General features: G+C 43.3%; 26 protein-coding genes. 23 read left to right on the top strand and 3 right to left on the bottom strand.

Annotation, left to right across the window (positions count from 1 at the left end; translation table 11 throughout):
* Positions 1–31 precede the first annotated feature (31 nt).
* The 4 genes from AACZ11_RS09200 to AACZ11_RS09185 all read left to right on the top strand — a co-directional run bounded on the left by AACZ11_RS09200 (position 32) and on the right by AACZ11_RS09185 (position 5,783).
* Positions 32–2,524, top strand: a complete 2,493-nt coding sequence (locus AACZ11_RS09200) for a T9SS type A sorting domain-containing protein (RefSeq protein ID WP_290627093.1) — start codon at positions 32–34, stop codon at positions 2,522–2,524.
* 81 nt (positions 2,525–2,605) lie between these two features.
* Positions 2,606–3,226, top strand: coding sequence for a recombination mediator RecR (gene recR / locus AACZ11_RS09195; RefSeq protein WP_290627095.1), 621 nt, complete (start codon positions 2,606–2,608; stop codon positions 3,224–3,226).
* Positions 3,227–3,229: 3 nt separating this feature from the next.
* Positions 3,230–4,345, top strand: coding sequence for a glycosyltransferase family 2 protein (locus AACZ11_RS09190; RefSeq protein ID WP_290627096.1), 1,116 nt, complete (start codon positions 3,230–3,232; stop codon positions 4,343–4,345).
* 100 nt (positions 4,346–4,445) lie between these two features.
* Positions 4,446–5,783: a dihydrolipoamide acetyltransferase family protein gene (locus AACZ11_RS09185; RefSeq protein WP_290627097.1), complete on the top strand. Its 1,338-nt coding sequence runs from the start codon at positions 4,446–4,448 to the stop codon at positions 5,781–5,783.
* Here AACZ11_RS09185 and AACZ11_RS09180 read toward each other — a convergent pair whose 3' ends face one another.
* Positions 5,784–6,395, bottom strand: coding sequence for a hypothetical protein (locus AACZ11_RS09180; protein ID WP_290627098.1), 612 nt, complete (start codon positions 6,393–6,395; stop codon positions 5,784–5,786).
* A gap of 140 nt (positions 6,396–6,535) precedes the next feature.
* Here AACZ11_RS09180 and AACZ11_RS09175 point away from each other — a divergent pair, with 140 nt between their 5' ends.
* The 12 genes from AACZ11_RS09175 (at position 6,536) to AACZ11_RS09120 (ending at position 16,070) form a co-directional block, all read left to right on the top strand.
* Positions 6,536–7,312 (top strand): 3'-5' exonuclease, encoded by a 777-nt coding sequence (locus AACZ11_RS09175; protein ID WP_290627100.1) that lies wholly within the window; start codon positions 6,536–6,538, stop codon positions 7,310–7,312.
* On the top strand, positions 7,312–7,923 hold the full coding sequence (locus AACZ11_RS09170; RefSeq protein ID WP_290627102.1) for a fumarylacetoacetate hydrolase family protein: 612 nt from the start codon (positions 7,312–7,314) through the stop codon (positions 7,921–7,923). The genes AACZ11_RS09175 and AACZ11_RS09170 overlap by 1 nt, the downstream gene beginning before the upstream one ends.
* Positions 7,924–8,265 (top strand): Hpt domain-containing protein, encoded by a 342-nt coding sequence (locus AACZ11_RS09165; RefSeq protein ID WP_290627104.1) that lies wholly within the window; start codon positions 7,924–7,926, stop codon positions 8,263–8,265. It abuts the gene before it with no gap.
* On the top strand, positions 8,265–9,512 hold the full coding sequence (locus AACZ11_RS09160; RefSeq protein ID WP_290627106.1) for a competence/damage-inducible protein A: 1,248 nt from the start codon (positions 8,265–8,267) through the stop codon (positions 9,510–9,512). The genes AACZ11_RS09165 and AACZ11_RS09160 overlap by 1 nt, the downstream gene beginning before the upstream one ends.
* Before the next feature lie 77 nt (positions 9,513–9,589).
* Positions 9,590–9,829, top strand: coding sequence for a 50S ribosomal protein L28 (gene rpmB / locus AACZ11_RS09155; RefSeq protein WP_034259020.1), 240 nt, complete (start codon positions 9,590–9,592; stop codon positions 9,827–9,829).
* A 26-nt stretch (positions 9,830–9,855) separates the two neighbouring features.
* Positions 9,856–10,038 (top strand): 50S ribosomal protein L33, encoded by a 183-nt coding sequence (gene rpmG / locus AACZ11_RS09150; RefSeq protein ID WP_084677443.1) that lies wholly within the window; start codon positions 9,856–9,858, stop codon positions 10,036–10,038.
* 7 nt (positions 10,039–10,045) lie between these two features.
* Positions 10,046–10,198, top strand: coding sequence for a DUF4295 domain-containing protein (locus AACZ11_RS09145; protein ID WP_290627109.1), 153 nt, complete (start codon positions 10,046–10,048; stop codon positions 10,196–10,198).
* Positions 10,199–10,391: 193 nt separating this feature from the next.
* Positions 10,392–11,345 (top strand): signal recognition particle-docking protein FtsY, encoded by a 954-nt coding sequence (gene ftsY, locus AACZ11_RS09140; RefSeq protein ID WP_290627111.1) that lies wholly within the window; start codon positions 10,392–10,394, stop codon positions 11,343–11,345.
* A gap of 129 nt (positions 11,346–11,474) precedes the next feature.
* Entirely contained in the window at positions 11,475–12,059 is a 585-nt protein-coding gene (locus tag AACZ11_RS09135; RefSeq protein ID WP_290627113.1) for an SET domain-containing protein, read from the top strand.
* A gap of 106 nt (positions 12,060–12,165) precedes the next feature.
* Positions 12,166–13,467: a 30S ribosomal protein S12 methylthiotransferase RimO gene (gene rimO / locus AACZ11_RS09130; protein ID WP_290627115.1), complete on the top strand. Its 1,302-nt coding sequence runs from the start codon at positions 12,166–12,168 to the stop codon at positions 13,465–13,467.
* A gap of 80 nt (positions 13,468–13,547) precedes the next feature.
* Positions 13,548–14,813, top strand: coding sequence for a hypothetical protein (locus tag AACZ11_RS09125; RefSeq protein ID WP_290627117.1), 1,266 nt, complete (start codon positions 13,548–13,550; stop codon positions 14,811–14,813).
* A gap of 9 nt (positions 14,814–14,822) precedes the next feature.
* Positions 14,823–16,070: a glycosyltransferase gene (locus tag AACZ11_RS09120; RefSeq protein ID WP_339832220.1), complete on the top strand. Its 1,248-nt coding sequence runs from the start codon at positions 14,823–14,825 to the stop codon at positions 16,068–16,070.
* Positions 16,071–16,402: 332 nt separating this feature from the next.
* Here AACZ11_RS09120 and AACZ11_RS09115 read toward each other — a convergent pair whose 3' ends face one another.
* Positions 16,403–17,353 carry a hypothetical protein gene (locus AACZ11_RS09115; protein WP_339832218.1) on the bottom strand — a complete coding sequence of 317 codons (951 nt, stop codon included), beginning with the start codon at positions 17,351–17,353 and terminating at the stop codon, positions 16,403–16,405.
* Between the two features lie 137 nt (positions 17,354–17,490).
* Here AACZ11_RS09115 and AACZ11_RS09110 point away from each other — a divergent pair, with 137 nt between their 5' ends.
* From AACZ11_RS09110 to AACZ11_RS09080, 7 genes are all read left to right on the top strand, one after another.
* Positions 17,491–17,826, top strand: a complete 336-nt coding sequence (locus tag AACZ11_RS09110) for a hypothetical protein (protein ID WP_290627376.1) — start codon at positions 17,491–17,493, stop codon at positions 17,824–17,826.
* Positions 17,827–17,876: 50 nt separating this feature from the next.
* Complete coding sequence (locus tag AACZ11_RS09105; protein ID WP_290627378.1) at positions 17,877–18,269, top strand: DUF1801 domain-containing protein; 393 nt, start codon at positions 17,877–17,879, stop codon at positions 18,267–18,269.
* A 20-nt stretch (positions 18,270–18,289) separates the two neighbouring features.
* Positions 18,290–18,574, top strand: a complete 285-nt coding sequence (locus AACZ11_RS09100) for a hypothetical protein (protein WP_290627380.1) — start codon at positions 18,290–18,292, stop codon at positions 18,572–18,574.
* 51 nt (positions 18,575–18,625) lie between these two features.
* Positions 18,626–18,805 (top strand): hypothetical protein, encoded by a 180-nt coding sequence (locus AACZ11_RS09095; protein ID WP_290627382.1) that lies wholly within the window; start codon positions 18,626–18,628, stop codon positions 18,803–18,805.
* 522 nt (positions 18,806–19,327) lie between these two features.
* Complete coding sequence (locus tag AACZ11_RS09090; RefSeq protein ID WP_290627384.1) at positions 19,328–19,645, top strand: DUF3784 domain-containing protein; 318 nt, start codon at positions 19,328–19,330, stop codon at positions 19,643–19,645.
* A gap of 68 nt (positions 19,646–19,713) precedes the next feature.
* Positions 19,714–20,949 carry a DEAD/DEAH box helicase gene (locus AACZ11_RS09085; protein WP_290627386.1) on the top strand — a complete coding sequence of 412 codons (1,236 nt, stop codon included), beginning with the start codon at positions 19,714–19,716 and terminating at the stop codon, positions 20,947–20,949.
* Positions 20,950–21,115: 166 nt separating this feature from the next.
* Complete coding sequence (locus tag AACZ11_RS09080) at positions 21,116–21,259, top strand: hypothetical protein (protein ID WP_290627388.1); 144 nt, start codon at positions 21,116–21,118, stop codon at positions 21,257–21,259.
* Between the two features lie 33 nt (positions 21,260–21,292).
* Here AACZ11_RS09080 and AACZ11_RS09075 read toward each other — a convergent pair whose 3' ends face one another.
* Positions 21,293–23,773: a M14 family zinc carboxypeptidase gene (locus AACZ11_RS09075; RefSeq protein WP_290627390.1), complete on the bottom strand. Its 2,481-nt coding sequence runs from the start codon at positions 23,771–23,773 to the stop codon at positions 21,293–21,295.
* Positions 23,774–23,858 lie beyond the last annotated feature (85 nt).

Below are 23,858 nucleotides of genomic sequence, written 5' to 3'. Positions count from 1 at the left end.
GTTAACCACTTATCTGCTTTAAAATCACGCTATGAAATTTAAACTCTTACTTCTTTCTATTACTCTTATTTTTTCTTTTTCTGAAATTCAAGCACAAGACTATCTTGAAATGATCGATTCGGAAATGTATACCGTGCAAGAGATTGTCGCTGCCGCCGAAGCATATTTTGCCGATAAGGACAAAGGACGAGGCTCGGGTTACAAACAATTTAAACGTTGGGAATACAATGCGTTGCGACTTATGAACGATGCAGGATATGTGCCTGAGATCACACAGCGACTGGAGGAGCTGAAAGAATACAATAAATACCTCAATGAGACGGCACAGACTAGAATGCCTCTTAATGATAATTGGATTGAAAAAGGACCTGTAAATTGGAATGCTTCTACTTCGTGGAATCCCGGGGTGGGTCGAGTGACCGGAATCGCCGTAGATCCGTCCAACAACGATCATATCATTATTGGAGCCAATACGGGCGGTGTTTGGAGAACGATCGATGGAGGACAGAACTGGACTCCGCTAGGGGATACCTTTACCAACCTTAGGGTCTATTCGGTGGCCATGGATCCAACCGATTCGAACACCTACTTCTTTGGTTCGGTGAACGGACTTATTTTTAAATCTACAGATGCCGGCGGGACATGGAATTTGTTAGGAGATATAGGGAGTTCGGACGTGAATAAAATATTGATCCATCCTACAAATACCAACATTATGTACGCTACGGCTTCGTATTTTGGTATACGTAAATCTGTGGATGGAGGCCTTACGTGGTCTCAAGCTGTTTCAGACTCCAACGGATTCGATGTTGAGTTTAAGCCGGGCGATCCAAATACGGTATATGCTTCAGGAAGAGGATTTCATAAATCTACCGATGGCGGACAAACATTCACTACCGTTGGCGGTTTTACCAACGGGTATAAAATGATAGGTGTTTCCGCAGCCAACACAAACCGCGTATACGTAGTGGAAGAAAATTCAGGACGTTTTGGCGCCTTTTACAGTTCTAACGACGGTGGTGATACATTTACAGCGCTTAACCATGCCGGAAAGAACTTTTTCGGCTATAGTACAAGCGGAAGTGATAATAGTGGTCAAGCTCCCAGAGATATGGATGTTACCGTGAATCCGAACAATGCCGACGAAGTCCATATCGCCGGAATTCTCACATGGCGCTCTCTCAATGCGGGAACGACCTTTACATGTACCGCCGATTGGATCCCCAACGCAGCAGCCGGTGCCGGTATTGGATACTGCCATGCCGATGTAGATATTCTGGAATTTGTTGGTAATACACTCTATGTGGGCACAGATGGAGGCATCTTTAAAGCCAGCAATACTGGGAACTTGAATGCCAATTATTACGAAGATCTAACGGAAGGCATTGGAATCCGGCAGTTTTACAAGATTGGAATTTCACAAACTCAGGATGTCGTAGTCACCGGAGGATCTCAGGACAATGGAACCTCTTTCTATACCGAGGCGAACGGGTGGATCGATTGGCTAGGGGCCGACGGCATGGAAGGCTTTGTGGATAAGGATAATACCAATGTAATGTACGGCATGATACAAGGGGGTAGAATGTATCGTACCGATGACGGCGCTAATTCTATCTCCGACCTGCCCGAACCGGGTCCGGGTTCAGGAAACTGGGTCACGCCTTTTGAGCAGGACCCAACCGTCACCAATACAATTTATCTGGGATACGACCTTGTGTATAAATCCTTGAACAAAGGATTGAGTTGGTCTTCCATTTCGCAGAATTTTGGAAGCAATCTGGAACATTTAAAAATTGCTCCTTCAAACAATCAAATAATGTACGCCGCCGATAATGGTACCCTGTATCGTACCGAGGATGGCGGTGCCACGAATTGGGCAACCACCACTGCACCCGGAGGCGCTATCAACAGTATAGCCATTCATCCTGCCAATCCCATGAAGATCGCCGTGGCCACGACAAGTGCCAGCAAGGTGTTTGTTTCTGAAGACGGTGGAGAGACATGGCAGGATTACAAGAAGAATTTACCCAATTTTAGCGCACTCGCTATGGTGTGGCACGATAACGGGAGTGATGGTCTTTATGTGGGGATGGATTACGGGATTTATTATATAGATGCTAGTTTTAACGACTGGCAGCCCTTCTTTAATAATCTTCCAAATGTGATTATTAATGAACTGGAGATCAATACGGTTACCAATGAGATCTATGCTGCTTCCTACGGAAGAGGTCTTTGGGTGTCTCCGGTGGCAGATAATGTACTGGGCATTGAAACTGCTTCCATACTAGAGCGCAGTACAATCTATCCGAATCCGGCGAATAATGAGATTACAGTTTCTATACCTGAAGCTCTTGAAACAGATCTAAGGGTATTCGATGCCGGTGGGAAGTTAGTCCTATTCCAATCGAATGTGTGGGTAAACCGAAAGTATACGTTGGATGTATCGACGCTTCAAAGCGGACTTTACTTTATGCGAATCAATTCTGAAAGAGGAACGGTCACTAAGAAATTCATAAAAGAATAACAGTCCCTTTGGGTGCATAGAATGCTTCAGAAACAAACGTTTTCTGAAGCATTTTTTTTATCTTGCCTGCAATTATAAGCTATGGAATTCTCATCTAAATTATTGGAAAACGCTGTCTATGAAATGTCACAGCTTCCGGGCATCGGGAAGCGAACGGCACTTCGGTTGGTATTGCATTTATTAAAACAACCGCAGGACCAAACACGACGACTTTCGGGAAGTCTGTTACAAATGCGTGAATCCATTAATTTTTGTAAGAATTGCCATAACATAAGTGATGTGGTTCTCTGCGAAATTTGTTCAAATCCCAACAGAAACGAACGCTTGGTATGCGTGGTGGAGGACATTCGGGATGTAATGGCTATTGAAAATACCAGCCAATATCGAGGCCACTATCACGTATTGGGAGGAAAGATCTCTCCCATGGATGGTGTCGGTCCGGGGGAACTCAATATTAGTAGTTTGGTCGAAAAAGTAAAGACGGGTAGCATCGATGAACTTATCTTCGCCTTGAGTTCTACCATGGAGGGCGATACGACAAATTTTTTCATTTTTAAACAAGTGGAGCCTTACAATATTACGACCACTACGATTGCGCGTGGTATAGCAGTGGGAGACGAATTGGAATATGCAGATGAGGTCACCTTAGGACGCAGCATCGTTAACCGAATTCCGTTTGAATCGTCACTTAAAAGCTCATAGAATTTGAAGGTATCTGTCATTATTCTCAACTACAATGTTCGTTATTTTCTGGAACAATGCATACGCAGTGTTGAACGAGCCTTAGGCAGTATAGAAGGAGAAATCATTGTCATCGATAACAATTCGTCCGATGACAGTTGCGCCATGGTAAAACAACGTTTCCCTCATGTAATACTTATAGAGAATACAGAGAACGTAGGCTTCAGCAAAGCAAACAATCAAGCAGTCGCTGTAGCGCAGGGAGAGTACATCTGTATCTTAAACCCCGACACGGCTGTGGCGGAAGATACCTTTATCAATTCGCTGCACTATTCAGAAAACACAACGAACATAGGGGCATTGGGAGTTTATTTAATGGACGGCACAGGTCATTTCCTACCGGAAAGCAAGCGAAATGTACCAACACCCACGGCTTCATTGTTAAAACTCTTCGGAATTGGAAGCAGGTATTATGCGAAGCATCTTTCCGAAGAAGAGAAAGGCCGCGCCGCTATTTTGGTAGGAGCCTATATGTTTGTGAAACGAAGTATCTACAACGAGGTAGGAGGATTTGACGAGGATTATTTCATGTACGGTGAAGACATCGATCTTTCGTATAAGATCGAGAAAGCAGGTTATGAGAACCATTATTTGGGTACGACGGAAGTGTTGCATTACAAAGGAGAGAGTACGCAACGCGATGAGGTTTATTACGACAGGTTCTACGGTGCCATGCAAATCTTTTATAAAAAACATTTTAAACCCAATCCGCTCTACAACTTCTTGATGAATCTAGGTGTCGGCGTCTTTAAACGAACGCGTCGCTCAAATGGAAAGCGCAGAAGCAGTATGCAACCGGACCGCGCCTATGTATTCACCGAGAATTTGTATCTGCTGAAAGGACTTTCAGAAAAACTGGACCTGCCATTGAAATCGGCTTCAAAAGCCATCTTTCAGGAAGAGAATTTTAGCAATTCCATGCTTATTTTCGATGCAGAATATATGCAATACTCCCAGATTTTCGGCATTATGAAACGTTTTAAGAATAATAACAACCAGTTTCGAATCCACCCTCCTAAAAGTCAGTTCATCATTGGTAGCGATCAAAGTGATGAAAAAGGAAGTGTCATTGTTTTTTAAGAAAATTGAAAGGAGATATCATCGAATTTTAACTAATTTTGCACCTTCATAGCGCAACAAGCGGAAATAACATTTAACAATATTTGCAAGACTCTTTACCATGGCAAAATTTGAATTGAAACTACCAAAGATGGGCGAAAGTGTCGCTGAAGCTACAGTGACGAATTGGCTTAAAGAAGTGGGAGAAACTATTGAAGCAGATGAAGCTGTCCTTGAGATCGCTACCGATAAGGTGGATAGTGAAGTGCCCAGCGAGGTACATGGCGTTTTGGTAGAAAAGTTGTTCAATGTTGACGATGTAGTGCAAGTAGGACAAACGATTGCTATTATTGAGACTGAAGCCAACGGTGAGCTTGCAGCAAGTACTGCAAATGAGGCTGTAAAAGAAGAAAAACCCGCACGCGAAATGGTTGCCGCTGTTGAAAAACAAGTGGAGACTGCTAAAGAAACCACACAGCCTTCCATTGAGAGTTCCGGCGATCGTTTTTATTCTCCATTGGTGAAGAATATGGCTGCGGCTGAAAATATCTCCCAAACTGAGTTGGATGGGATCAAGGGAACAGGGAAAGACGGCAGAGTGACCAAGAACGATATGCTATCGTATATCGATAATCGCACTTCCAAAGCGTCACAACCCCAAACCGTGGTCGAAGCAAAGAATCCGGCGACGGCGCAAGCTTCTGCCGGTGCTGCACCTGCAAAACAAAAGGCACCCCTGTCTGTAAACAGTGGTGACGAGATCATAGAAATGACGCGTATGGGGAAACTCATTGCGCACCATATGGTGGAAAGCGTACAAACCTCCGCACACGTGCAATCCTTTATTGAAGCCGATGTGACCAATATTTGGAACTGGCGAAATAAGAAGAAGGATGCGTTCCAAAAGCGAGAAGGTGAGAACCTTACCTTTACTCCTATTTTCATGGAAGCCGTGGCAAAAGCGCTTAAAGATTTTCCTATGATGAATATTTCCGTGGATGGAGACAGAATCATAAAACGCAAGAACATCAATCTGGGAATGGCAGCAGCTTTGGGTGACGGGAATTTGATCGTTCCTGTAATAAAAAATGCCGATCAGTTGAATTTGGTAGGAATGAGTAAAGCGGTGAACGATCTGGCGAACCGGGCCCGATTAAACCAGCTGAAACCCGATGAGATCCAAGGCGGAACCTATACGGTTACCAATGTGGGAACGTTTGGCAGTATCATGGGAACACCTATTATCAATCAGCCGCAAGTTGGGATTCTTGCGTTAGGAGCGATTCGAAAGGTACCCGCCGTGATCGAAACTCCTGAAGGCGACTTTATTGGCATTCGTTATAAAATGTTCTTGTCCCACAGTTACGATCATCGCGTGGTGAATGGAGCGCTGGGCGGGCAGTTTGTAAAGCGGGTAGCCGATTATCTCGAGAGTTGGGACCAGAACCGGGAGATATAACTATCGAATTACTTTTAAAAGCTCTTCCAAATCATCATATCCAAAGATCACGTAATCCTTATTCCAGATCACGGGTAAGCGAATTTTTGTTTCTTCCGTGAGCTGTCGCTCGATGTAAGAAAGGAACTGTCTGTAGATTACTTCCTCTTCATGGATGTTGAATGTGCGATGTGTAATACGTTCTTCAGTAAGACTGTCAATTAATGTTGTACAAGTTTCACAAGCTTCCGCAGTAAAAACAATAATTTTTCCCGAAACAATGCGCTCAATATCATTCTCTTGTTGTTCAAACACGAGGTCCTTGGCATCTTCCAGAGTGTTTACAATAAGGTCATAGGTGTAATAGCGAGGTTCTGTTTTTAACTCGATTAAAGTAATCATCGGTTCGCTGCTGTTGGGAGGAATATTCTTGATCACAGGTTTGGAAGCACTTCGGCGGTAGCCTTCGGCATTGACCATTAAAAATACATTAAGTGTATCGGCAGTTTGATTTTGAGCCATTAAGACCACACGTTTTCCCGATTTCTTTTCGGTAATGAGTACTTTCAGCCCCTGTGCTTGAGCGATTAGCCCGCTCATTAGTAAAAAAAATAAGAATAGTGTTCGTATCATGTGCCAGACGCAAAGGTATTGAGATTTATTTTTTAAGCTCAATAATCAAACCAAAAATATGTGATTTGAAGAAGTGCAGTGCGATAAAAACACTGGCAAAACAAACATGAATCATTACCTTTGTAACACAAACAAGCTACATGCAATTACAACTTACCAAACCCATTTGTTTTTTCGATCTGGAAACTACCGGTGTCAACGTCGCCACAGATCGTATCGTTGAAATTTCAATTCTAAAAGTATTCCCCAACGGCAACAAAGAAAGTTATACGTGGCGCGTCAACCCGGAGATGCCTATTCCGTCCGTGGTGTCGGCAATTCACGGTATTACAGACGACATGGTGGCCAATGAGCCTACCTTTAAAGAATTGGCACCCAGGGTGTATGCGCTTATCAAGGACAGCGATCTCGGGGGGTTCAATTCCAATCGTTTCGATATTCCGCTTTTAGCTGAAGAATTATTGCGGGCAGAGATCGATTTCGATCTCAAAAAAGCTTTGTGTGTAGACGTACAGACCATTTTTCATAAGAAGGAAAAGCGCACGCTGGAGGCAGCCTATAAGTTCTATTGCGACAAGAACTTAACCGATGCGCACAGCGCCGAAGCAGATACGCTGGCTACTTACGAAGTATTAAAAGCGCAACTCGAACGATATGAAGACTTAGAGAATAACATTGCATCGCTGGCCGAATTTAGTGCCCACAAGAATTTTGCAGATTTTGCCGGGTACATTGGATACGACAAAAAAGGGGAGGAGATCTTTAGCTTCGGAAAACATCGCGGCGCCAAAGTGGCCGATATCCTTGAAAAAGAACCCGGTTACTTTGGTTGGTTGCTAAATGCCGATTTCCCATTGTATACAAAGAAGGTGCTTACTCGTATCAAGCTTCAGAAATTAAATAACAAACTACAATAATGAAGATCATTTGTATAGGGCGTAACTATGCAGCTCACATTGAAGAGCTAAAAAACGAGCGACCGGAGCATCCCGTTATTTTTTTGAAACCGGATACTGCCATCCTTTTAAAGAAACAGCCTTTTTTTATTCCCGAATTTTCCAATGATGTACACCATGAGGTGGAGTTGCTCATAAAGGTTAAGAAAATTGGTAAACACATCGATCGTAAATTTGCACATACCTATTACGATGAGATTGGGTTGGGGATCGATTTTACAGCACGAGACCTTCAAACGCAGCTCAAAGAGAAAGGATTACCTTGGGAAAAAGCTAAAGCTTTTGACGGGGCCGCAGTGATTGGTAACTTTCTTCCGAAGAATGAATTCAAAGATGTGAATAACATCCAATTTCAGCTAAAGAAAAACGGCTCGGTGGTTCAAGAAGGGAATACCTCTTTATTATTATGGAAAATAGATGAATTGATAGAATATGTTTCAAAATATTTTACTTTAAAGATTGGAGATATTATATTTACGGGCACTCCTGCCGGAGTTGCAAAAGTGAACCCAAACGATACATTAACCGGATATATTGAAGAAAAGGAAGTGTTTTCTATAAAAGTGAAATAAATGAGCAGACAGTATTCAAAAGAGAGTTTACATGAGATCGCCGGTGGAGATCAAGATTTTATGGGCGTGGTCGCACAGACTTTTTTAGAAGAGATTCCCCCCGACCTATTGGCGATGGAAGAGGCCGTTGAGAATGACAATAAAGAATTGGCCTATCAATTTGCACATAAAATGAAACCCAATCTCGAGATGTTTGGGATCGATGTTTTAAAGGATATCACAGCCATTGAAGCTTGGACCCGTACGTCAAAGAATAAAGCAGCCATCACATCAAATCTTGAAAAAGTGGTAAGTACTGTTAAAGCGGTACTCAAAGAGCTCAAAGAAGATTTCAATTTATAATGCTTGCAGAGATCATCACTATTGGTGACGAGATTTTAATAGGTCAGGTTGTTGATACCAATTCGGCTTATATTAGTAAAGAGCTGAACAAACTCGGCATTCAGGTATATCAAATTACTTCCATTCAAGACGAGCGTACCCACATTCTTCAAGCTTTACGGGACGCCCAACAACGTGTAGATCTGGTCTTGGTGACAGGAGGTCTTGGCCCCACAAAGGATGACATCACTAAACAGACCTTTTGCGAATTCTTTAAGGATGAATTGGTAGAGGACAAAGAGGTTCTGGACCATGTTTATTTCTTGTTTTCCAAGTATTTCGACAAGGAGCCATTACCGTCTAATTTGCTTCAGGCTATGGTGCCTTCAACAGCAACAGTCTTAACGAACGAACACGGTACGGCCCCGGGAATGTGGTTCGAAAAGGACAACGTGGTATTTGTTTCAATGCCGGGTGTTCCCTACGAAATGAAACATTTGCTCCAAAAGGAAGTATTTCCCAGGGTGATCAAGCGATTTAATACGCCCTTCATCTATCACAGGACATTACTTACCTACGGACTGGGAGAAAGTGCGATTGCCGATCGTATAGCGCAATGGGAGGACCAATTGCCAAAAGAGATACGTCTGGCGTATTTACCCTCTTTGGGAAGGGTTCGCCTGCGTTTGTCCTCTAAAGGCAACAACGAGCGCACCCTCAAAGAAGCTGTAGAAGACAAAATGAAGGAACTCCATGCGTTGCTGGACGATATCGCAGTAGGCTATGAGGACGCCACCAGCATCGAGCAACGCATCGGAGCACTCTTGAAACAAAAAGAGCACACCTTGAGCGTGGCCGAAAGTTGTACCGGAGGCGCCATCGCCGAAAGTATCACGACCCACGCAGGCGCATCTTCTTATTTTATTGGCGGGGTGATCCCCTACGATACTCAAAAAAAAGTTTCGGTTTTGGGAATCGATGCCAAACTTATAGAAGAACATACCGTAGTGAGTGGTCCCGTAGCCGAAGCAATGGCCATCCAGTCAAATCGTTTGTTTAAAAGCGATTATGCTATCGCCACCACCGGTATTGCCGGCCCCACCAAAGGAGATGGTAAGGATGAGGTTGGCACGGTCTTTATCGCCATAGCAGGACCTAATGGAGTGATTTCAGAAAAGTTCAGTTTCGGCAGGGCCCGTGAGCGCGTAATCGCTAAAGCTACCAACAAAGCGTTGGAAATGCTACTCAAAGAAATTTTAAAAAACTGATTTTCTTTTGTTGCCCAGTCCGATTAATTTTTTTAAATTTGCAGCCTGTTTTAAAATAACTAATTAAAGTACAAGCAATGTCTAGAGTTTGTGAGCTTACCGGAAAGAAAGCGATGGTTGGAAACAATGTTTCGCACGCGATGAACAAAACGAAGCGCAAGTTTGATGTAAACTTGATGAAAAAGCGTTTTTACATTCCTGAAGAAGACAAGTGGATCACCCTTCGTGTATCAACTTCAGCAATAAAGAATATTAATAAAAAAGGAATTTCTGCTGTTATCAAGGAAGCGCGCGAAAAAGGCTTCTTGAACAAATAATAGTTGGACCATAAAAGTCGATTACAATGGCTAAAAGAGGAAATAGAGTACAAGTGATCTTAGAGTGCACAGAGCATAAAGAGTCGGGAAAACCGGGAACTTCACGTTACATCACAACAAAGAATAAAAAGAACACGCCGGATAGAATGGAATTGAAAAAATTCAACCCTATCTTAAAGCGTATGACCGTTCATAAAGAAATAAAATAAATAAGTCATGGCAAAGAAATCAGTAGCATCGTTACAAACAGGATCCAAGCGATTAACAAAAGCCATTAAAATGGTAAAATCGCCAGACACAGGAGCGTATACGTTCGTGGAATCTATCATGACTCCGGAAGCAGTAAACGACTGGTTAAGTAAAAAATAACCACTAGACACTATATTTTTAAAGCCACTTTTTTAAAGAGTGGCTTTTTCTATTTTGTATATTTACGGGCGTTTCCCCTCCCGTTCCCAAAAGGTATCGGGACTATCGGGAGGGGACCGGGCTATCCGCTGTATCCCCCAAGACGGTTGGGGGGATGTCGCTCCTATCCCTAACGCAACAAACATAAACAACCATGAGCCTCTTTAAAAAAATATTCTCAAAGGACAAGAAGGAAACCCTCGATAAAGGACTGGAAAAGTCCAAGAATTCATTCTTCGATAAACTAAGCAAAGCTGTTGCCGGAAAAAGTAAGGTCGACGACGATGTGCTCGATAATTTGGAGGAGGTCCTTGTTTCCAGTGATGTAGGGGTCAATACCACCCTAAAGATCATTGAGCGAATTGAAGCGCGGGTCGCTCGGGATAAATATTTGGGAACGGATGAGTTGAACGCGATTCTAAGAGAAGAGATTGCTGCCCTCCTTAGCGAAACCAATACGGGGAACGAAACAGAGTTTGCCATCCCGAAACAAGACGCTCCGTATGTCATCATGGTGGTGGGTGTGAACGGAGTGGGCAAAACTACTACGATTGGAAAACTAGCCTTTCAGTTTAAAAAAGCAGGTAAAAAGGTAATTTTAGGGGCCGCAGATACCTTTCGGGCAGCAGCTATTGACCAATTACAGATCTGGGCAGACCGAACCGATGTTCCTATTGTGCGGCAACAAATGGGGAGCGACCCTGCCAGTGTGGCTTTTGATACGTTGCAGAGTGCCGTGAACCAAAATGCCGACGTTGTTATCATCGACACGGCGGGACGTCTTCATAATAAAGTAAACTTAATGAACGAGCTTACGAAAGTAAAACGTGTCATGCAAAAAGTCGTCCCCGATGCTCCGCACGAGGTTTTATTGGTGTTGGACGGTTCCACGGGACAGAACGCCTTCGAACAAGCCAAGCAATTCACCGCAGCAACCGAAGTTACATCTCTGGCCGTGACGAAACTCGATGGAACCGCCAAAGGCGGTGTGGTCATTGGAATTAGTGATCAATTTAAGATCCCTGTGAAATATATTGGCGTAGGTGAAGGGATGGAGGATCTACAGGTTTTCAATAAGTACGAGTTCGTGGATTCTTTCTTTAAATAAGTAGTAGTCCATACCCAAATCTCTAACTTTACACGCGAACAACATAAATTGCAATTCGTAATTTCATTTCACAAATCATATAAATATTTATGTACATTTGAATATAACTAAATAGTATTTAAATTTTATATGATCCATCCGCATACGGAGTTACGATTTATCAGTGAAGAAATAGGACACGGCGTTGTCGCCACAAAATTCATTCCTGCAGGGACCATCACTTGGGTTCTTGATAAACTCGACCGAACCTTTAGCATAAAGGACTTTCAGAAATTAGACAAACTCTACCAGAATATTTTGGAGTATTATACCTATCGAAACAGTAAGGGACACTACGTACTTTGCTGGGATCACGGCCGATTCGTGAATCATAGTTTTAAGTCTAATTGCTTGTCCACGGCCTACGACTTCGAGATCGCTATTCGTGATATTCATCCGGGGGAACAATTGACCGATGACTACGGTTATTTAAATGTAGAGACCCCGTTTCGAGCAGCCGAAGAAGGTACCAAACGAAAAACAGTCTACCCAGACGACCTTAAGAACTATCATAAGATTTGGGATAAAAAGATCGCAGCGGTCTTCCCTAAAATCAATCAATTAGACCAACCTCTCGCACATTTGCTGCAACCGGCAACTCAGAAAGAGATCGATGCAGTCCTCACCGGAAAAAAGAAGCTGGCTTCTATTTTGGAGATCTATTATCCTCAGTAGAAGTTCTGCGCCTTCTTTTCTATTGTTTTCCCATTTTTAAGGGGTATCTTTGCACACTTTTTTACGGGAATTTACCAATGCTGATATTTTTCAGAAGAAAACAACGATGAGAACCAAATCACTTAAGAAGAACAAGATCAATGTGGTCACCTTAGGGTGTTCCAAAAATGTGTACGACAGCGAAGTGTTGATGGGACAATTGCGTGCTAATAACAAAGAAGTGGTCCACGAAGAGGAAGGCAATATTGTTGTGATCAATACCTGTGGTTTTATAGCCAATGCCAAGGAGGAAAGCGTGAACACTATTTTGAAATATGTTCAAAAGAAGGAAGACGGTTTAGTGGATAAGGTTTTTGTAACAGGATGTCTGTCCGAACGCTACAAACCCGATCTCCAAAAGGAGATTCCTTTGGTAGATCAATATTTTGGAACGACCGAATTACCCGGTCTTTTGAAAGCTTTAGGAGCCGATTATAAACACGAATTGATTGGAGAACGCCTCACGACCACTCCCAAGAATTACGCATATCTTAAAATTGCCGAAGGTTGTGACCGTCCTTGTTCCTTTTGTGCCATTCCCATCATGCGCGGGAAGCACAAGAGTACACCCATGGAAGATCTGGTCACCGAAGCAGAAAAATTGGCTGCGGCCGGTGTGAAGGAACTTATTCTTATTGCACAGGACCTCACCTATTACGGCCTCGATCTCTATAAAAAAAGGAATCTGGCAGAATTGTTGGAAAAATTGGTAGAAGTGGAAGGAATCGAATGGATTAGACTGCATTATGCGTTCCCTACCGGATTCCCCATGGATGTCTTGGAAGTGATGCGCAACGAACCTAAGATATGTAATTATTTAGATATTCCCTTACAGCACATAGCAGATCCTATCTTAAAATCGATGCGACGCGGAACTACCAAAGCAAAGACCACCCGCTTGTTGGAAGAATTTAGAGCCGCTGTGCCCGAAATGGCAATCCGTACGACGCTCATCGTTGGTTATCCGGGAGAGACCGAAGAAGATTTCCAGACGCTGAAGCAATGGGTACAGGAGATGCGATTTGAACGACTGGGCTGCTTCACCTATTCACATGAAGAGAACACCCATGCTTTCAATCTTGAAGACGACGTACCCGAAGAGATAAAAATGCAAAGAGCGAATGAGATCATGGAGATCCAATCGCAGATCTCTTGGGAATTGAATCAGCAAAAAATAGGGAAGACCTTTAAAATTGTGATCGACCGAAAGGAAGGCGGATATTTTGTAGGTCGTACCGAGTTCGACAGTCCCGATGTAGATAATGAAGTGTTGATCAATGCAGAAGGCGGATATCTGCGTACCGGTGAGTTCTTTAATGTAAAGATCACCGCAGCCGAGGATTTCGATCTGTATGCCAAATTGGTATAGACTTATTCATACAATGTAAAAGAGACTGGATTATTTTAGTACTTTTAAGGAACGACAATACAAATAATCCAAAACACTGTATGAGCTTCAGATCTCTACTCCTTGCAATTATTGCTGTACTATTCCTTTCGTGTAAAAACGAAATCAAGAAAGAAACGGAAATTCCTTCCGAAGCGCAACAAACAGTTATCACACTTATTAAAAATCCCACTGTCGAAAATAGTGCTTTGCCCCGTCTCTTCAGTAACGGATCACAGTTATACTTATCCTGGATAGAACAAAAGGACTCGTTATCAATTTTGAAATACTCGGTCATGACAAAGGGTGCTTGGCAAAAACCCGTAACGGTAGCTTCCGGATCGGACTGGTTCGTGAATTGGGCAGATTTCCCTGCGATTGCCGAGAACAACGGGAACCTCTTGCTGAGTTTTCTTCAAAAGTCGGCTGAAGGTACCTATACCTATGACATTAAAATGAATTTGTTCCATCCATCCCATACGGAAACTTCAGAAAGTAAGTGGAAGAAGAATTTTATTCTTCATAACGACGGTACTAAAAGTGAACACGGATTTGTAAGCATGCTCCCCTATGGACGCAATAGCTTCTTTGTAAGCTGGTTGGATGGTCGCAACACTACGGGCGGGCATGATACTCACGACGGGCACAGTGAAGGCGGAGCAATGACCTTACGCGCTGCGGTGGTGACGGCGTCCGGAGAGATCACCAAAGAGGCAGAATTGGATCCGCGTGTCTGCGATTGCTGCGGTACTTCCGCGGCGATGACCTCTAAAGGGCCTGTTGTGGTGTATCGAGACCGCTCTCAGGATGAGATCAGGGATGTTTCCATTGTACGCTGGGAAGGAGATACCTGGAGCGATCCAAAAACAGTGGCGGCAGATGATTGGAAAATAGCGGGATGCCCTGTAAACGGACCCGCTGTAGATGCAAAGGGCGATCATCTGGTCGTTGCTTGGTTCACCGCTTCTAAAGGAGAAGGTGATATAAAAGTTGCTTTTTCAGGAGACGGAGGGGCTACGTTTGGACGCTCGTTTCGGCTTGATGGTGAGAATGCCAACGGTAGGGTAGATGTTGTCATGTTATCTCAGGAAGAAGCTGCTGTACTTTGGATGGAACCCAAAGGGGATGACACGGTACTACAGCTTATGAACGTAAACGTACACGGGTACTCAGAAACTCCTGTTACTGTCACAACTACCAGTGCCGAACGCTCTAGCGGGTTTCCTCAATTGGAATTGGTTGACGATACACTCTATCTCGCGTGGACCGAGATCGCGGAAGACGGGAAGCACATCAAGACCGCATCGATACCGCTAAGCCATCTTTAGGCCTAAAAAATGAAAACACTCCTCATTATAGGGCATACCTTCCCCGAACCTTCCACCACAGCGGCAGGTATTCGAATGATGCAACTCATCGATCTCTTTTTGGAAGAAGGGTACAGTCTCACTTTTGCCAGTACAGCGATCCCTTCCGAGCGGTCGGCCAATTTGGATGCCTTCGGAATTCGAACGGTTGGGATTCATCTCAACGATCCTTCTTTCGATACTTTTATTAGACAGTTAAATCCGTCTATGGTACTTTTTGACAGGTACCTCACAGAAGAGCAATTTGGTTGGCGGGTAGCCGAAGGATGTCCGCATTCGCTTCGAATTCTGGATACTGAAGACTTGCATTTTTTGCGGAAAGCACGTGAAATAGCTTTTAATAATAAGCTTCCCGTACAACAAGCCGATCTCTATACCGATACCGCCAAACGAGAACTGGCAAGTATGCTTCGTTGTGACCTCTCCTTGATTATTTCTGAAGCTGAAATGGAACTGTTGCAAAATACATTTTCCATCCCCGCTACGCTACTTCACTACCTTCCTCTTTTTGTTGAAGTCGCTTCTGAAGCGATTGTGCATACCCTTCCCGATTTTCACTCCCGATCAGGTTTTATGACGGTTGGGAATTTGCTGCATGCGCCTAATGTAGCTTCGGTACGCATGCTGAAGACCTCCCTTTGGCCGGAAATTAGGAAGCGGCTTCCTGCCGCTACACTATATGTATACGGTGCCTACGCCTCACAGGAAATAAGTTCTTTTCATAACGAAAAAGAAGGGTTTTTAATCTGCGGGTGGATCCCATCGGTAGCCGAAGTAATGAGGCAGGCCCGGTTGTGTCTTGCGCCTTTGCCATTTGGTGCCGGATTAAAGGGTAAATTGTTAGAAGCCATGCAAAACGGTCTCCCTTCCGTGACCACGCGTATCGGGGCAGAGGGATTGTGCGGAGCTTTGCCCTTTGCGGGAAGGATTACTGAAGCAGCAGATGCTTTTGTAGATGCTTCGGTTGCATTGTACACAGAAAAAGTGCAGTGGGAGGGAGCACAGTCCAACGGATTTCAGCTTTTGCAAGCTCGTTTTCAGAAACAACATTTTTCAGCTTACTTTAAAGAAACCCTCGTGTCGATCCAAAATGGGCTTACTCAACATCGCAAGACCCATTTTATTGGTCAGATTCTTCAGCATCACAGTTTGCAAAGCACAAAATACTTAAGTAAGTGGATCGAAGAAAAGAAAATAGAAACAAGAATACAGAAATAAGAGCCACAACAAGCAACATCCCAGTTTCCGTTTTTTAAAAAGTGAATTTTGCTTGTGGTGTATGTAGAAAGGCTGCCAAGGCGTACCTTCTAGCTCACGACACCCGGCTATAACAAACTTACGTCCAACTAAAATCGTAGCTTTAAATCACCTACGCTAGTCAAAAAAAAGGTCTAACCGTAAACGATCCTCCCGTTCATTTGTACAATGCATTTATATCCTACTCACAGGCAGCCGATGGAAAATTAGCACCGGCTTTACAGCGAGCACCGGAATAGTTTGCAAAATTCTGGTGTAATGCAGGAACGCTCTTCATTCACAATTAGCAAAAATCAGTAGAGCTTCGCCAAATCACTCTCAGCGGCAATATATCCAAAAGAGGCCCAATCGTCTTGTTCCATCATGATCTCGAAGACCTTTTCGGCTTGCGCTGCATTTCCGGTGTAGTAAAGCCAATTCCCCACGGCATAGGATAAGGCAGATCGAGACGCACCGGGCGCTTTTGGATCGTTGTTGATCTCATTGAGCTCTAACACGCCCTTATAGAATAGACAGGCGCGGTGATACGCTTCATTTTCAATCACTTCCATCGTATCGGTAATAGGTGCCACAACAGCTTCAGCAGCTCTCTCATTTCCCATCCTGCGATGGATCATATACAACCAATGCGATGTGGAAACCACGTTATCGGGATTGTTCGAAGTATTCAAGGCCTTTTTGAATGCGCCTAAAGCATTTTCCAAATCATGCTTTAAGTAATAAGCCAAACCTAAGTGATAATAGATATTTCCGTGCAGGGTACTCACAGGAATGTTTTTATCATTCGGCATACCGTCGGGTTCGACCTTATCTTTTGTACCTTCAATGAGTTTTGCTGCTTTTTCGAGATCGGCTATCGCTTTGTCGAATTTACGCAACGTAATATACCGATGTCCCCTGTGTCTCAACAGTCGGGTTTCGTTGGGGTATTTTTCCAAACCTTTACTATAGATGGCAATGGCTTCGTTATAATTTCCGGTATACGCAGTAAAACGACCGTGCCAGATGATGTTGTCTATGGCATCGGGGTTTTGCAGATATGCTTCTTTCTTTTCATTGGCTTGCTCTAGTAGTTCCGCTGAGGGAGAGGACGCATAGAGCGTGTCCCCTAGAAGGGATATAGCTTCGTAGGAAGGTCCGGAGATCATTGCCTGTTTGGGAGGGGAAACGAGATCATTCTCTTTTTTTGAATTGTTACATGCCATACAACAGATAGTGGCCAAAAAGAAAAATAGTGGTTTCATATAAAACAATTAAGAAAGGTAAAGATAGGGATTAAAAGATTGCTATATGAGGGTCTAGAGGCATGCTATAAATTTTTAAGGTACTTAATCACGAAATTGTTTTTTTACTACTTTTATGAGTACTAATCTTTAAAACAATGAAAACGATTCAACACTGTATCATGGGTGCTGCATGCGCTGTTCTTTTCTTGTCTTGCGGTACAACGCGAACCGCCGGTAATTCAAATCAAATACTTCGACAAGCACAGGATACACCCACAATCTTTGAACCCGCCGAAGGTGTAGTCTTGGACAATATGTCCTGTAAAAGCCCCATGATCGATACTAGAAATGGTACGAAGATCATACTGGTTTCTTCTGCACAAGGTACCGGAGATTATCGAGTCGTACCGTTGGCGTATGGCCTGAAAGAGGGAGATTTATTGCGGTTGGACTGTAACAGCGGTAGTGTGTTAGGTATTGTAAAGGAATAGAGCATAGCTTATTTTTATAGATCGCTATTGAGGAGCTCGTACTTAACTTTATGATACACCCTGATATTCTCACTTATAATGAACAACAGACCCCGAGCGACCGACAGATTTGTGAAATGCTTGCTTCAGAAATAGATACGCAAGTACCGGAAGCAACATCCAAGATATGGCACGCGCATCCTGTGTGGTTTATAAATGAAAATCCAGTTGTGGGCTATAGCAAACTAAAAGGGTGCATCCGTTTACTGTTTTGGAGCGGTCAAAGTTTTGAAGAAACATCCCTTAAAGCGGAAGGAAAATTCAAAGCAGCAGAAGCGAGGTATATGAGTCCGGAGGAAGTTAAAAAGCCGGAGTTGGCGCGATGGCTTCAGAAGGCGAAAGAGATTCAATGGGACTATAAGAATATTGTAAAACGAAGAGGGCGTCTGGAACGTTTGAAATAACCAAATTTATAGATTTATAAATGAAGAACAAACGACGTATCATAATTGTAACATCAGCAATCTTCTTATTGCTTTTACCCTTGGTAGCCATGGAGTTTACCTCAGATGTGCGTTGGTCGGTCTTTGATTTTGTGATCATGGGAATCTTCCTGTTAGGAACAGGACTCATTTGTGAATTAATCCTTCGGAAGGTGCAAAAAACGCGTCAACGTGGTCTTCTATGTGTTGCCGCTCTGGCGGTCTTTCTATTGATTTGGGCTGAATTGTCTATAGGTATTTTTATAGCCCCAGTGGCCGGAGATTGAAATACATGTTATGAATACAAATGTGCTATATTTATATCAATTAACGTCGGCATGATCTTTTTTATACTCCTTGTTCTTATAGTGCTAAATCTGGCCGGAATTATTATGGCTATTCGTGCTAAAAAGAAACAATTTCGACTCACTATTATAGTGTCGTTAGTGCTATTGAATATTGTAAGTGTCCTATCTCTCTTTTATATTATCATCCTGTTTGGCGGAGGAGAATGGTAATTCTTTTATCTATTAGGAACCTCTTTATCTACTTTTTCTATTAGTTCTATCTTCTGAATGTAATAATGATTCCGGTACAGAAACTGAAGATACATTGCGTATAAGACTGGCTAATAAAAGTAATTATATGTATAAGAGGATTTGTGTAAATACTTCTAAGGGACCGATTCCTTATGGCGATCTTTCAGCCATGTAAGAGAGTTCCTATAAAGAGTTTGAGCTTGCATATCCGTATGCCTTTGTAAAACCTGAAATTGAAGGAAGTGTTTTTACCATTCAGCCTGTAGACTACGTAGGCGAAACGCTATTAGAGAAAGGTAAATACACCTACAAGATCCGTGCTAATGAATCACTGCAACGTTATGGAAAGCTAAATCTCACCCTCGTGAAAGATTATTAACGACTGAAAAACTTTGTAACAGCATTCAGGATTGTTTAACGTACTATTTATATATCGGCTCCGTCCTATTTTTTTGTTTGAACAAATTTGTACAATTCAATACCTTCTTTTAAATTGCATCTATGGCAACGCTAATTTTTGTGGCGCTCTTGTTTATAGCTCTGGGTATTCTTATTAAATATGGAAAGGCCTATGGGTTGATCGCCGGCTACAATACTATGTCCAAGGAGGAAAAAGCTCGGTACGACATCATTGGTATCGCTACGCTGTTTCGCAATGTGATGTTCACTATGGCGGCCATTATTCTGTTGGGGGTTTTGTTGTCTTATCTGCTGAAAGAATCTATCATTGAAACCATCGCATTGTTTGCGGCAATCCTTACAGGCGTTCCATATCTTCTCATACGTTCAAATTCGAAGCGCTACCAAATGGATAAATAAGCGGTTGTTCAATAGGAAGTATTCCTACTATTTCAGCTACCTTTACAGTTCAACCCTAAACGCATCACATGCACTTTACCGAGCTTGCTCTCAACAAACCACTTCTTAAAGCCTTGTATGAAAAAGGGTATGAAACTCCTACGCCCGTTCAAGAGCGTATCATTCCGCTGGTCTTACACGGCAAGGATGTGATCGCTTCTGCGCAAACGGGGACAGGGAAGACTGCAGCTTTTGCCTTACCCATCTTGCAACGGCTGTTTCACCAACAGGATATAAAAAAAGGAGGTGGTAAGGTGCGGGCTGTGGTCGTGAGTCCTACACGTGAATTGGCTGTGCAAATCGCCGAAGAATTCAAACTCTATGGAAAATATACCAATCTGCGTTCGGCTGTGGTCTTTGGAGGTACATCCTTAGAACCGCAAAAAGATATGTTAAACAAAGGGGTCGATATTCTCATCGCAACGCCGGGACGCTTGCTGGACCTTCGCAAACGAGAGATCGTAGATCTTAGCGAGGTTGAGATACTTGTAATCGATGAAGCCGACCTCATGCTGGATATGGGTTTTATTGATGATGTACAAAAGATCGAACGTTTATGTCCCGATAGCAAGCAGATCTTATTATTCTCGGCGACCCTTCCTGCAAAGGTAGTGCAACTTGCCAAAACGATCTTGAAGGATCCGGAGCGAGTGGAAGTGACCCCTTTAGGGGCTACCGGGAAACAAGTAGCACAACGACTATACTATGTGCCTAAGCGCAATAAAATTGAATTGTGCTTGCATTTGCTTCGGAATGAAATTAAGGGTACTATCTTAATCTTCCGAAGAACAAAAAATGGCGTCGATAAATTGGAACAAACCCTGCTGAAGAATAATTACAACGCGATTAGTCTTCATGGTGATAAGACACAGAGTGCACGTCAATTAGCCCTCAATGATTTTAAAGCGGGACAAGCATCTATTCTTATTGCGACCGATGTTGCCTCTCGCGGCATCGATATAGACGGACTCGATGCTGTGATCAATTTCGATTTGCCCAACATCCCGGAGACCTACATTCATAGAATTGGAAGAACGGGTAGGGCAGGACTTGAAGGGATGGCGTACTCCTTTTGTGCAGCCGATGAGAAGACGTATGTGACAGCGATTCAAAAGATCATTCAAGGAGCCCTACATGTGGTGGAAGACCATCCGTATCCGCTGGACCCAAAGGCCAAGCCGCCCATTCATAAGAAAAAAGGCAGTAAACATAAAAAAGGCCGTAAATCGGTCGCTTCCAAAAAGAATAAAAAAAGGTGGTATTAGAATAAAGGGTGCTTTTGGGTAGTACATCTAAGGAACCTTCCATTGATCGAATAAGTAAGAAAAAGATTACAATTATAGTTTATAAATGTAAATTTTATCCTACATTTATTCTTACCCTAATTCTTCACATAGTACAGTACTGCTTCTGCTTTTAATCTTTACAAAGATGGAAAAAGCACTTAACTACCGTTTTACCCGCCGTTCTGCCAATTATATGGAATGGTTGTGCCATGTGATCAAATCGGAATATTATTTCCAAGTTGATTCCAGAATCCTCCCTTCTGAAGGTACGTCGCAACAAACGTATTAAAAGGTTTTCAGACTTTTGGTATCCGTACCATCCTTAGAGGGAAAATGCATTGTTATTCACAAAGAACACAGCATTTACCAGGAACAACTTGCCGTTCTCCCAAAACGAGCGGAACAGCACGTCGTCGACCAAATAGATAATACTGCCTTGTCCCATTCGCGCTTCCCCAAAAACCAAGGAATTCTTTAAGCCCGCTTTGGCATCGGCACCGGAAAATCCGGAAACACTCACAGCATCCCCTTCGATATATCCCACGTTATAACCATTTTCCAGAAATTGATAGGATTCGTTTCCTTGTTTTAAGCTGAAATAGGTATCGCCATAGCCATAAGCCATAGGGTGCGAGCCGTCTACTGTGATTCTATAGATGCTACCCGTAATAAAATCCTTCACGCTTTCGCGTTCACGCTGATCATAGGGAATGAGATTTCCCTTTACTGTATCCTCTTTTTCCGCTTCCGAAGCGTTGCTCTTCAAATCAAATCCGTCTTTTCCTTCGAAAACGCTTACCGCACGTCCCATGGCAATAACCTTTCCGCCATCTCGTACCCAATCCTTAAGATCGTCCATTACACCCTCATTGAAAACCCGTCCGTACCATCCTTCAGGAAGGATGAGTACATCGTATTTTCTAAGATCTATTCGCGGGAAATCTTCGGTATCTATGGAAGTGATAGGGTATTTTAATTGTTGCTCAAAGAAATGCCACAGGGTCCCGTAGCTCAAGGAGGAGGTGCCATTACCTTTCAAGACGGCAACGCGCTGTTTGTTTACTAATTTTACATCAGGTGATCCAAAATCGGTATTGGTATCTCCAAAGCTGGTTGGGGATGCAAATAGGGCACGTTTGTGTGTATTAGCGATTTCTGTCACTTTGGTGTCAAAATCCTGATGCATGCGGTTATCGCTTCGGGTAATGATCAAACTTCCCTTGTCAAATGCTGTTCCCGCAAAACGCACATCCTTTCCGGTAAAACGCACACGAATGCCCTCTTGAAGTAATTCCGACAGGAAACTTGCGTCCTGCAAGCTGTTCCATTTGGCAATATACCCGGCCGATGAAGGTGCAGGGGTATTTAATGCGTTCGAAGTCGGTGCATTTCCGGTGGCAGACACCAATGTTGTACTGGCAATGGTCTCCAAACCATAGGCATGGGGGACACTCCAAGCGGTAATGTCATAGGTTAAAGGGTCGCTCAATGCTGCATCGGGTTCAAACAAGACCTTTACCATTTTTCCTTTGGGCTGATTGGTACTTACTACCAATGCGCCATTGGCATCCATATTTCCTTTTTCATTTTTTGAATAGCTGAAACCGCTTACCGTACCACCACTGGCAAAGCCATACTGTATCTCGTGTTGGTCAAGAAGATCGGTCAACGATTGTATCTTATCAGGATTGCCTTTCAATACATAACTTTTATAGCGTAGATCACTGTTATTAAAGAATTTTTTGAACTCGGTATTGAGCTTTGCAGCGTTTTGGGATGCGATCTCAACGGTGGAAAGGCCTGTTGTGGTGTGATGTGCAACACGATCTACCAGTGTCAAAACATACCCTTCATCGGTCTCGATCCCCAATCCGGCCATTCCGTGACCCGCTTGCTCATAGGTCATACCTATGGCACCCATAAAGGTAGGGTAGGTGTCGCCATAACTAGGGTACAGTAGATCGAAACGCTCCCGGGTGAAGAACAACCAGCCTTCTTTGTCGAAATAACGTGCATGATTCTTTCCTATTTGGGTTTGGAATTCTCGTTGCCATGGAGAGATCACTTCATGATAGGGCTCTGCCGCCGGAGCAAAATAATAAGGTTCGTTGATGCCTTGTTCGTGAAAATCTACATGCACGTGTGGCATCCACTGGTTGTAGATCTTTAAGCGTTGCCTGCTTTCCACTTGAGTCGCCCAGGCCCAATCCCGGTTAAGATCGAACAAATAATGGTTAGGTCTGCCACCCGGCCAGGGTTCATTGTGCTCTGTAGCGTCTTGTGCAGTATTGTAAGGTGTCGCTTTTACTTGATTATACCAATTTGCGTATCGATCACGACCATCGGGATTGACACAAGGGTCTATGATCACCACAGTGTTTTGCAACCAGTCTTTCTTTTCGGTGATTAGCGTGTATAAGGTTTGCATCGCAGCCTCGGTACTGGAAGCTTCGTTGCCATGAACGTTGTAGCTAAGCCAAACGATGGTGGTAGTAGGAGAAGCACTTCCGGCAAGCATGCCAATATTCTTTAAGTTATCGGTACGTATGGTTTCAATGTTTGCCAGATTCTGTTCTGTTGAAACTACGGCGTATGTAAGCGGGCGTCGTTCATTTGTTTTGCCGTAGGTTTGATAAGTTACCATAGTACTATTGGCTGTTACGTGCTCGAAATAACGAACCACATCGGCGTGTCTGGAAAATTGCGTACCTATCTCATACCCTAAGAAGTCTGAAGGGGATTGTAGTTGTGCGGAAATGGATATAGAAATAAAGAGTAGTAAGAGCGTAAGAAGACGTGTCATGAATTAATTGGATTAATTTGAAGGTTAAAGCTAAGAAACTATTCCGAATTACAATTTCCGTATTTCGTTTTTTTAAGATTAACGT

Origin of the sequence: uncultured Altibacter sp. (genome assembly GCF_963972995.1) — a bacterium.
Classification (GTDB): Bacteria; Bacteroidota; Bacteroidia; order Flavobacteriales; family Flavobacteriaceae; genus Altibacter.
This window is presented reverse-complemented; position numbering and strand designations above follow the sequence as displayed.

Coding starts and splice junctions, on each gene's coding strand:
- AACZ11_RS09200 (WP_290627093.1), top strand. CDS start 32: ATGAAATTTAAACTCTTACTTCTTTCTATTACTCTTATTTTTTCTTTT.
- recR (WP_290627095.1), top strand. CDS start 2,606: ATGGAATTCTCATCTAAATTATTGGAAAACGCTGTCTATGAAATGTCA.
- AACZ11_RS09185 (WP_290627097.1), top strand. CDS start 4,446: ATGGCAAAATTTGAATTGAAACTACCAAAGATGGGCGAAAGTGTCGCT.
- AACZ11_RS09180 (WP_290627098.1), bottom strand. CDS start 6,395: ATGATACGAACACTATTCTTATTTTTTTTACTAATGAGCGGGCTAATC.
- AACZ11_RS09175 (WP_290627100.1), top strand. CDS start 6,536: ATGCAATTACAACTTACCAAACCCATTTGTTTTTTCGATCTGGAAACT.
- AACZ11_RS09170 (WP_290627102.1), top strand. CDS start 7,312: ATGAAGATCATTTGTATAGGGCGTAACTATGCAGCTCACATTGAAGAG.
- AACZ11_RS09165 (WP_290627104.1), top strand. CDS start 7,924: ATGAGCAGACAGTATTCAAAAGAGAGTTTACATGAGATCGCCGGTGGA.
- AACZ11_RS09160 (WP_290627106.1), top strand. CDS start 8,265: ATGCTTGCAGAGATCATCACTATTGGTGACGAGATTTTAATAGGTCAG.
- rpmB (WP_034259020.1), top strand. CDS start 9,590: ATGTCTAGAGTTTGTGAGCTTACCGGAAAGAAAGCGATGGTTGGAAAC.
- rpmG (WP_084677443.1), top strand. CDS start 9,856: ATGGCTAAAAGAGGAAATAGAGTACAAGTGATCTTAGAGTGCACAGAG.
- AACZ11_RS09145 (WP_290627109.1), top strand. CDS start 10,046: ATGGCAAAGAAATCAGTAGCATCGTTACAAACAGGATCCAAGCGATTA.
- ftsY (WP_290627111.1), top strand. CDS start 10,392: ATGAGCCTCTTTAAAAAAATATTCTCAAAGGACAAGAAGGAAACCCTC.
- AACZ11_RS09135 (WP_290627113.1), top strand. CDS start 11,475: ATGATCCATCCGCATACGGAGTTACGATTTATCAGTGAAGAAATAGGA.
- rimO (WP_290627115.1), top strand. CDS start 12,166: ATGAGAACCAAATCACTTAAGAAGAACAAGATCAATGTGGTCACCTTA.
- AACZ11_RS09125 (WP_290627117.1), top strand. CDS start 13,548: ATGAGCTTCAGATCTCTACTCCTTGCAATTATTGCTGTACTATTCCTT.
- AACZ11_RS09120 (WP_339832220.1), top strand. CDS start 14,823: ATGAAAACACTCCTCATTATAGGGCATACCTTCCCCGAACCTTCCACC.
- AACZ11_RS09115 (WP_339832218.1), bottom strand. CDS start 17,353: ATGAAACCACTATTTTTCTTTTTGGCCACTATCTGTTGTATGGCATGT.
- AACZ11_RS09110 (WP_290627376.1), top strand. CDS start 17,491: ATGAAAACGATTCAACACTGTATCATGGGTGCTGCATGCGCTGTTCTT.
- AACZ11_RS09105 (WP_290627378.1), top strand. CDS start 17,877: ATGATACACCCTGATATTCTCACTTATAATGAACAACAGACCCCGAGC.
- AACZ11_RS09100 (WP_290627380.1), top strand. CDS start 18,290: ATGAAGAACAAACGACGTATCATAATTGTAACATCAGCAATCTTCTTA.
- AACZ11_RS09095 (WP_290627382.1), top strand. CDS start 18,626: ATGATCTTTTTTATACTCCTTGTTCTTATAGTGCTAAATCTGGCCGGA.
- AACZ11_RS09090 (WP_290627384.1), top strand. CDS start 19,328: ATGGCAACGCTAATTTTTGTGGCGCTCTTGTTTATAGCTCTGGGTATT.
- AACZ11_RS09085 (WP_290627386.1), top strand. CDS start 19,714: ATGCACTTTACCGAGCTTGCTCTCAACAAACCACTTCTTAAAGCCTTG.
- AACZ11_RS09080 (WP_290627388.1), top strand. CDS start 21,116: ATGGAAAAAGCACTTAACTACCGTTTTACCCGCCGTTCTGCCAATTAT.
- AACZ11_RS09075 (WP_290627390.1), bottom strand. CDS start 23,773: ATGACACGTCTTCTTACGCTCTTACTACTCTTTATTTCTATATCCATT.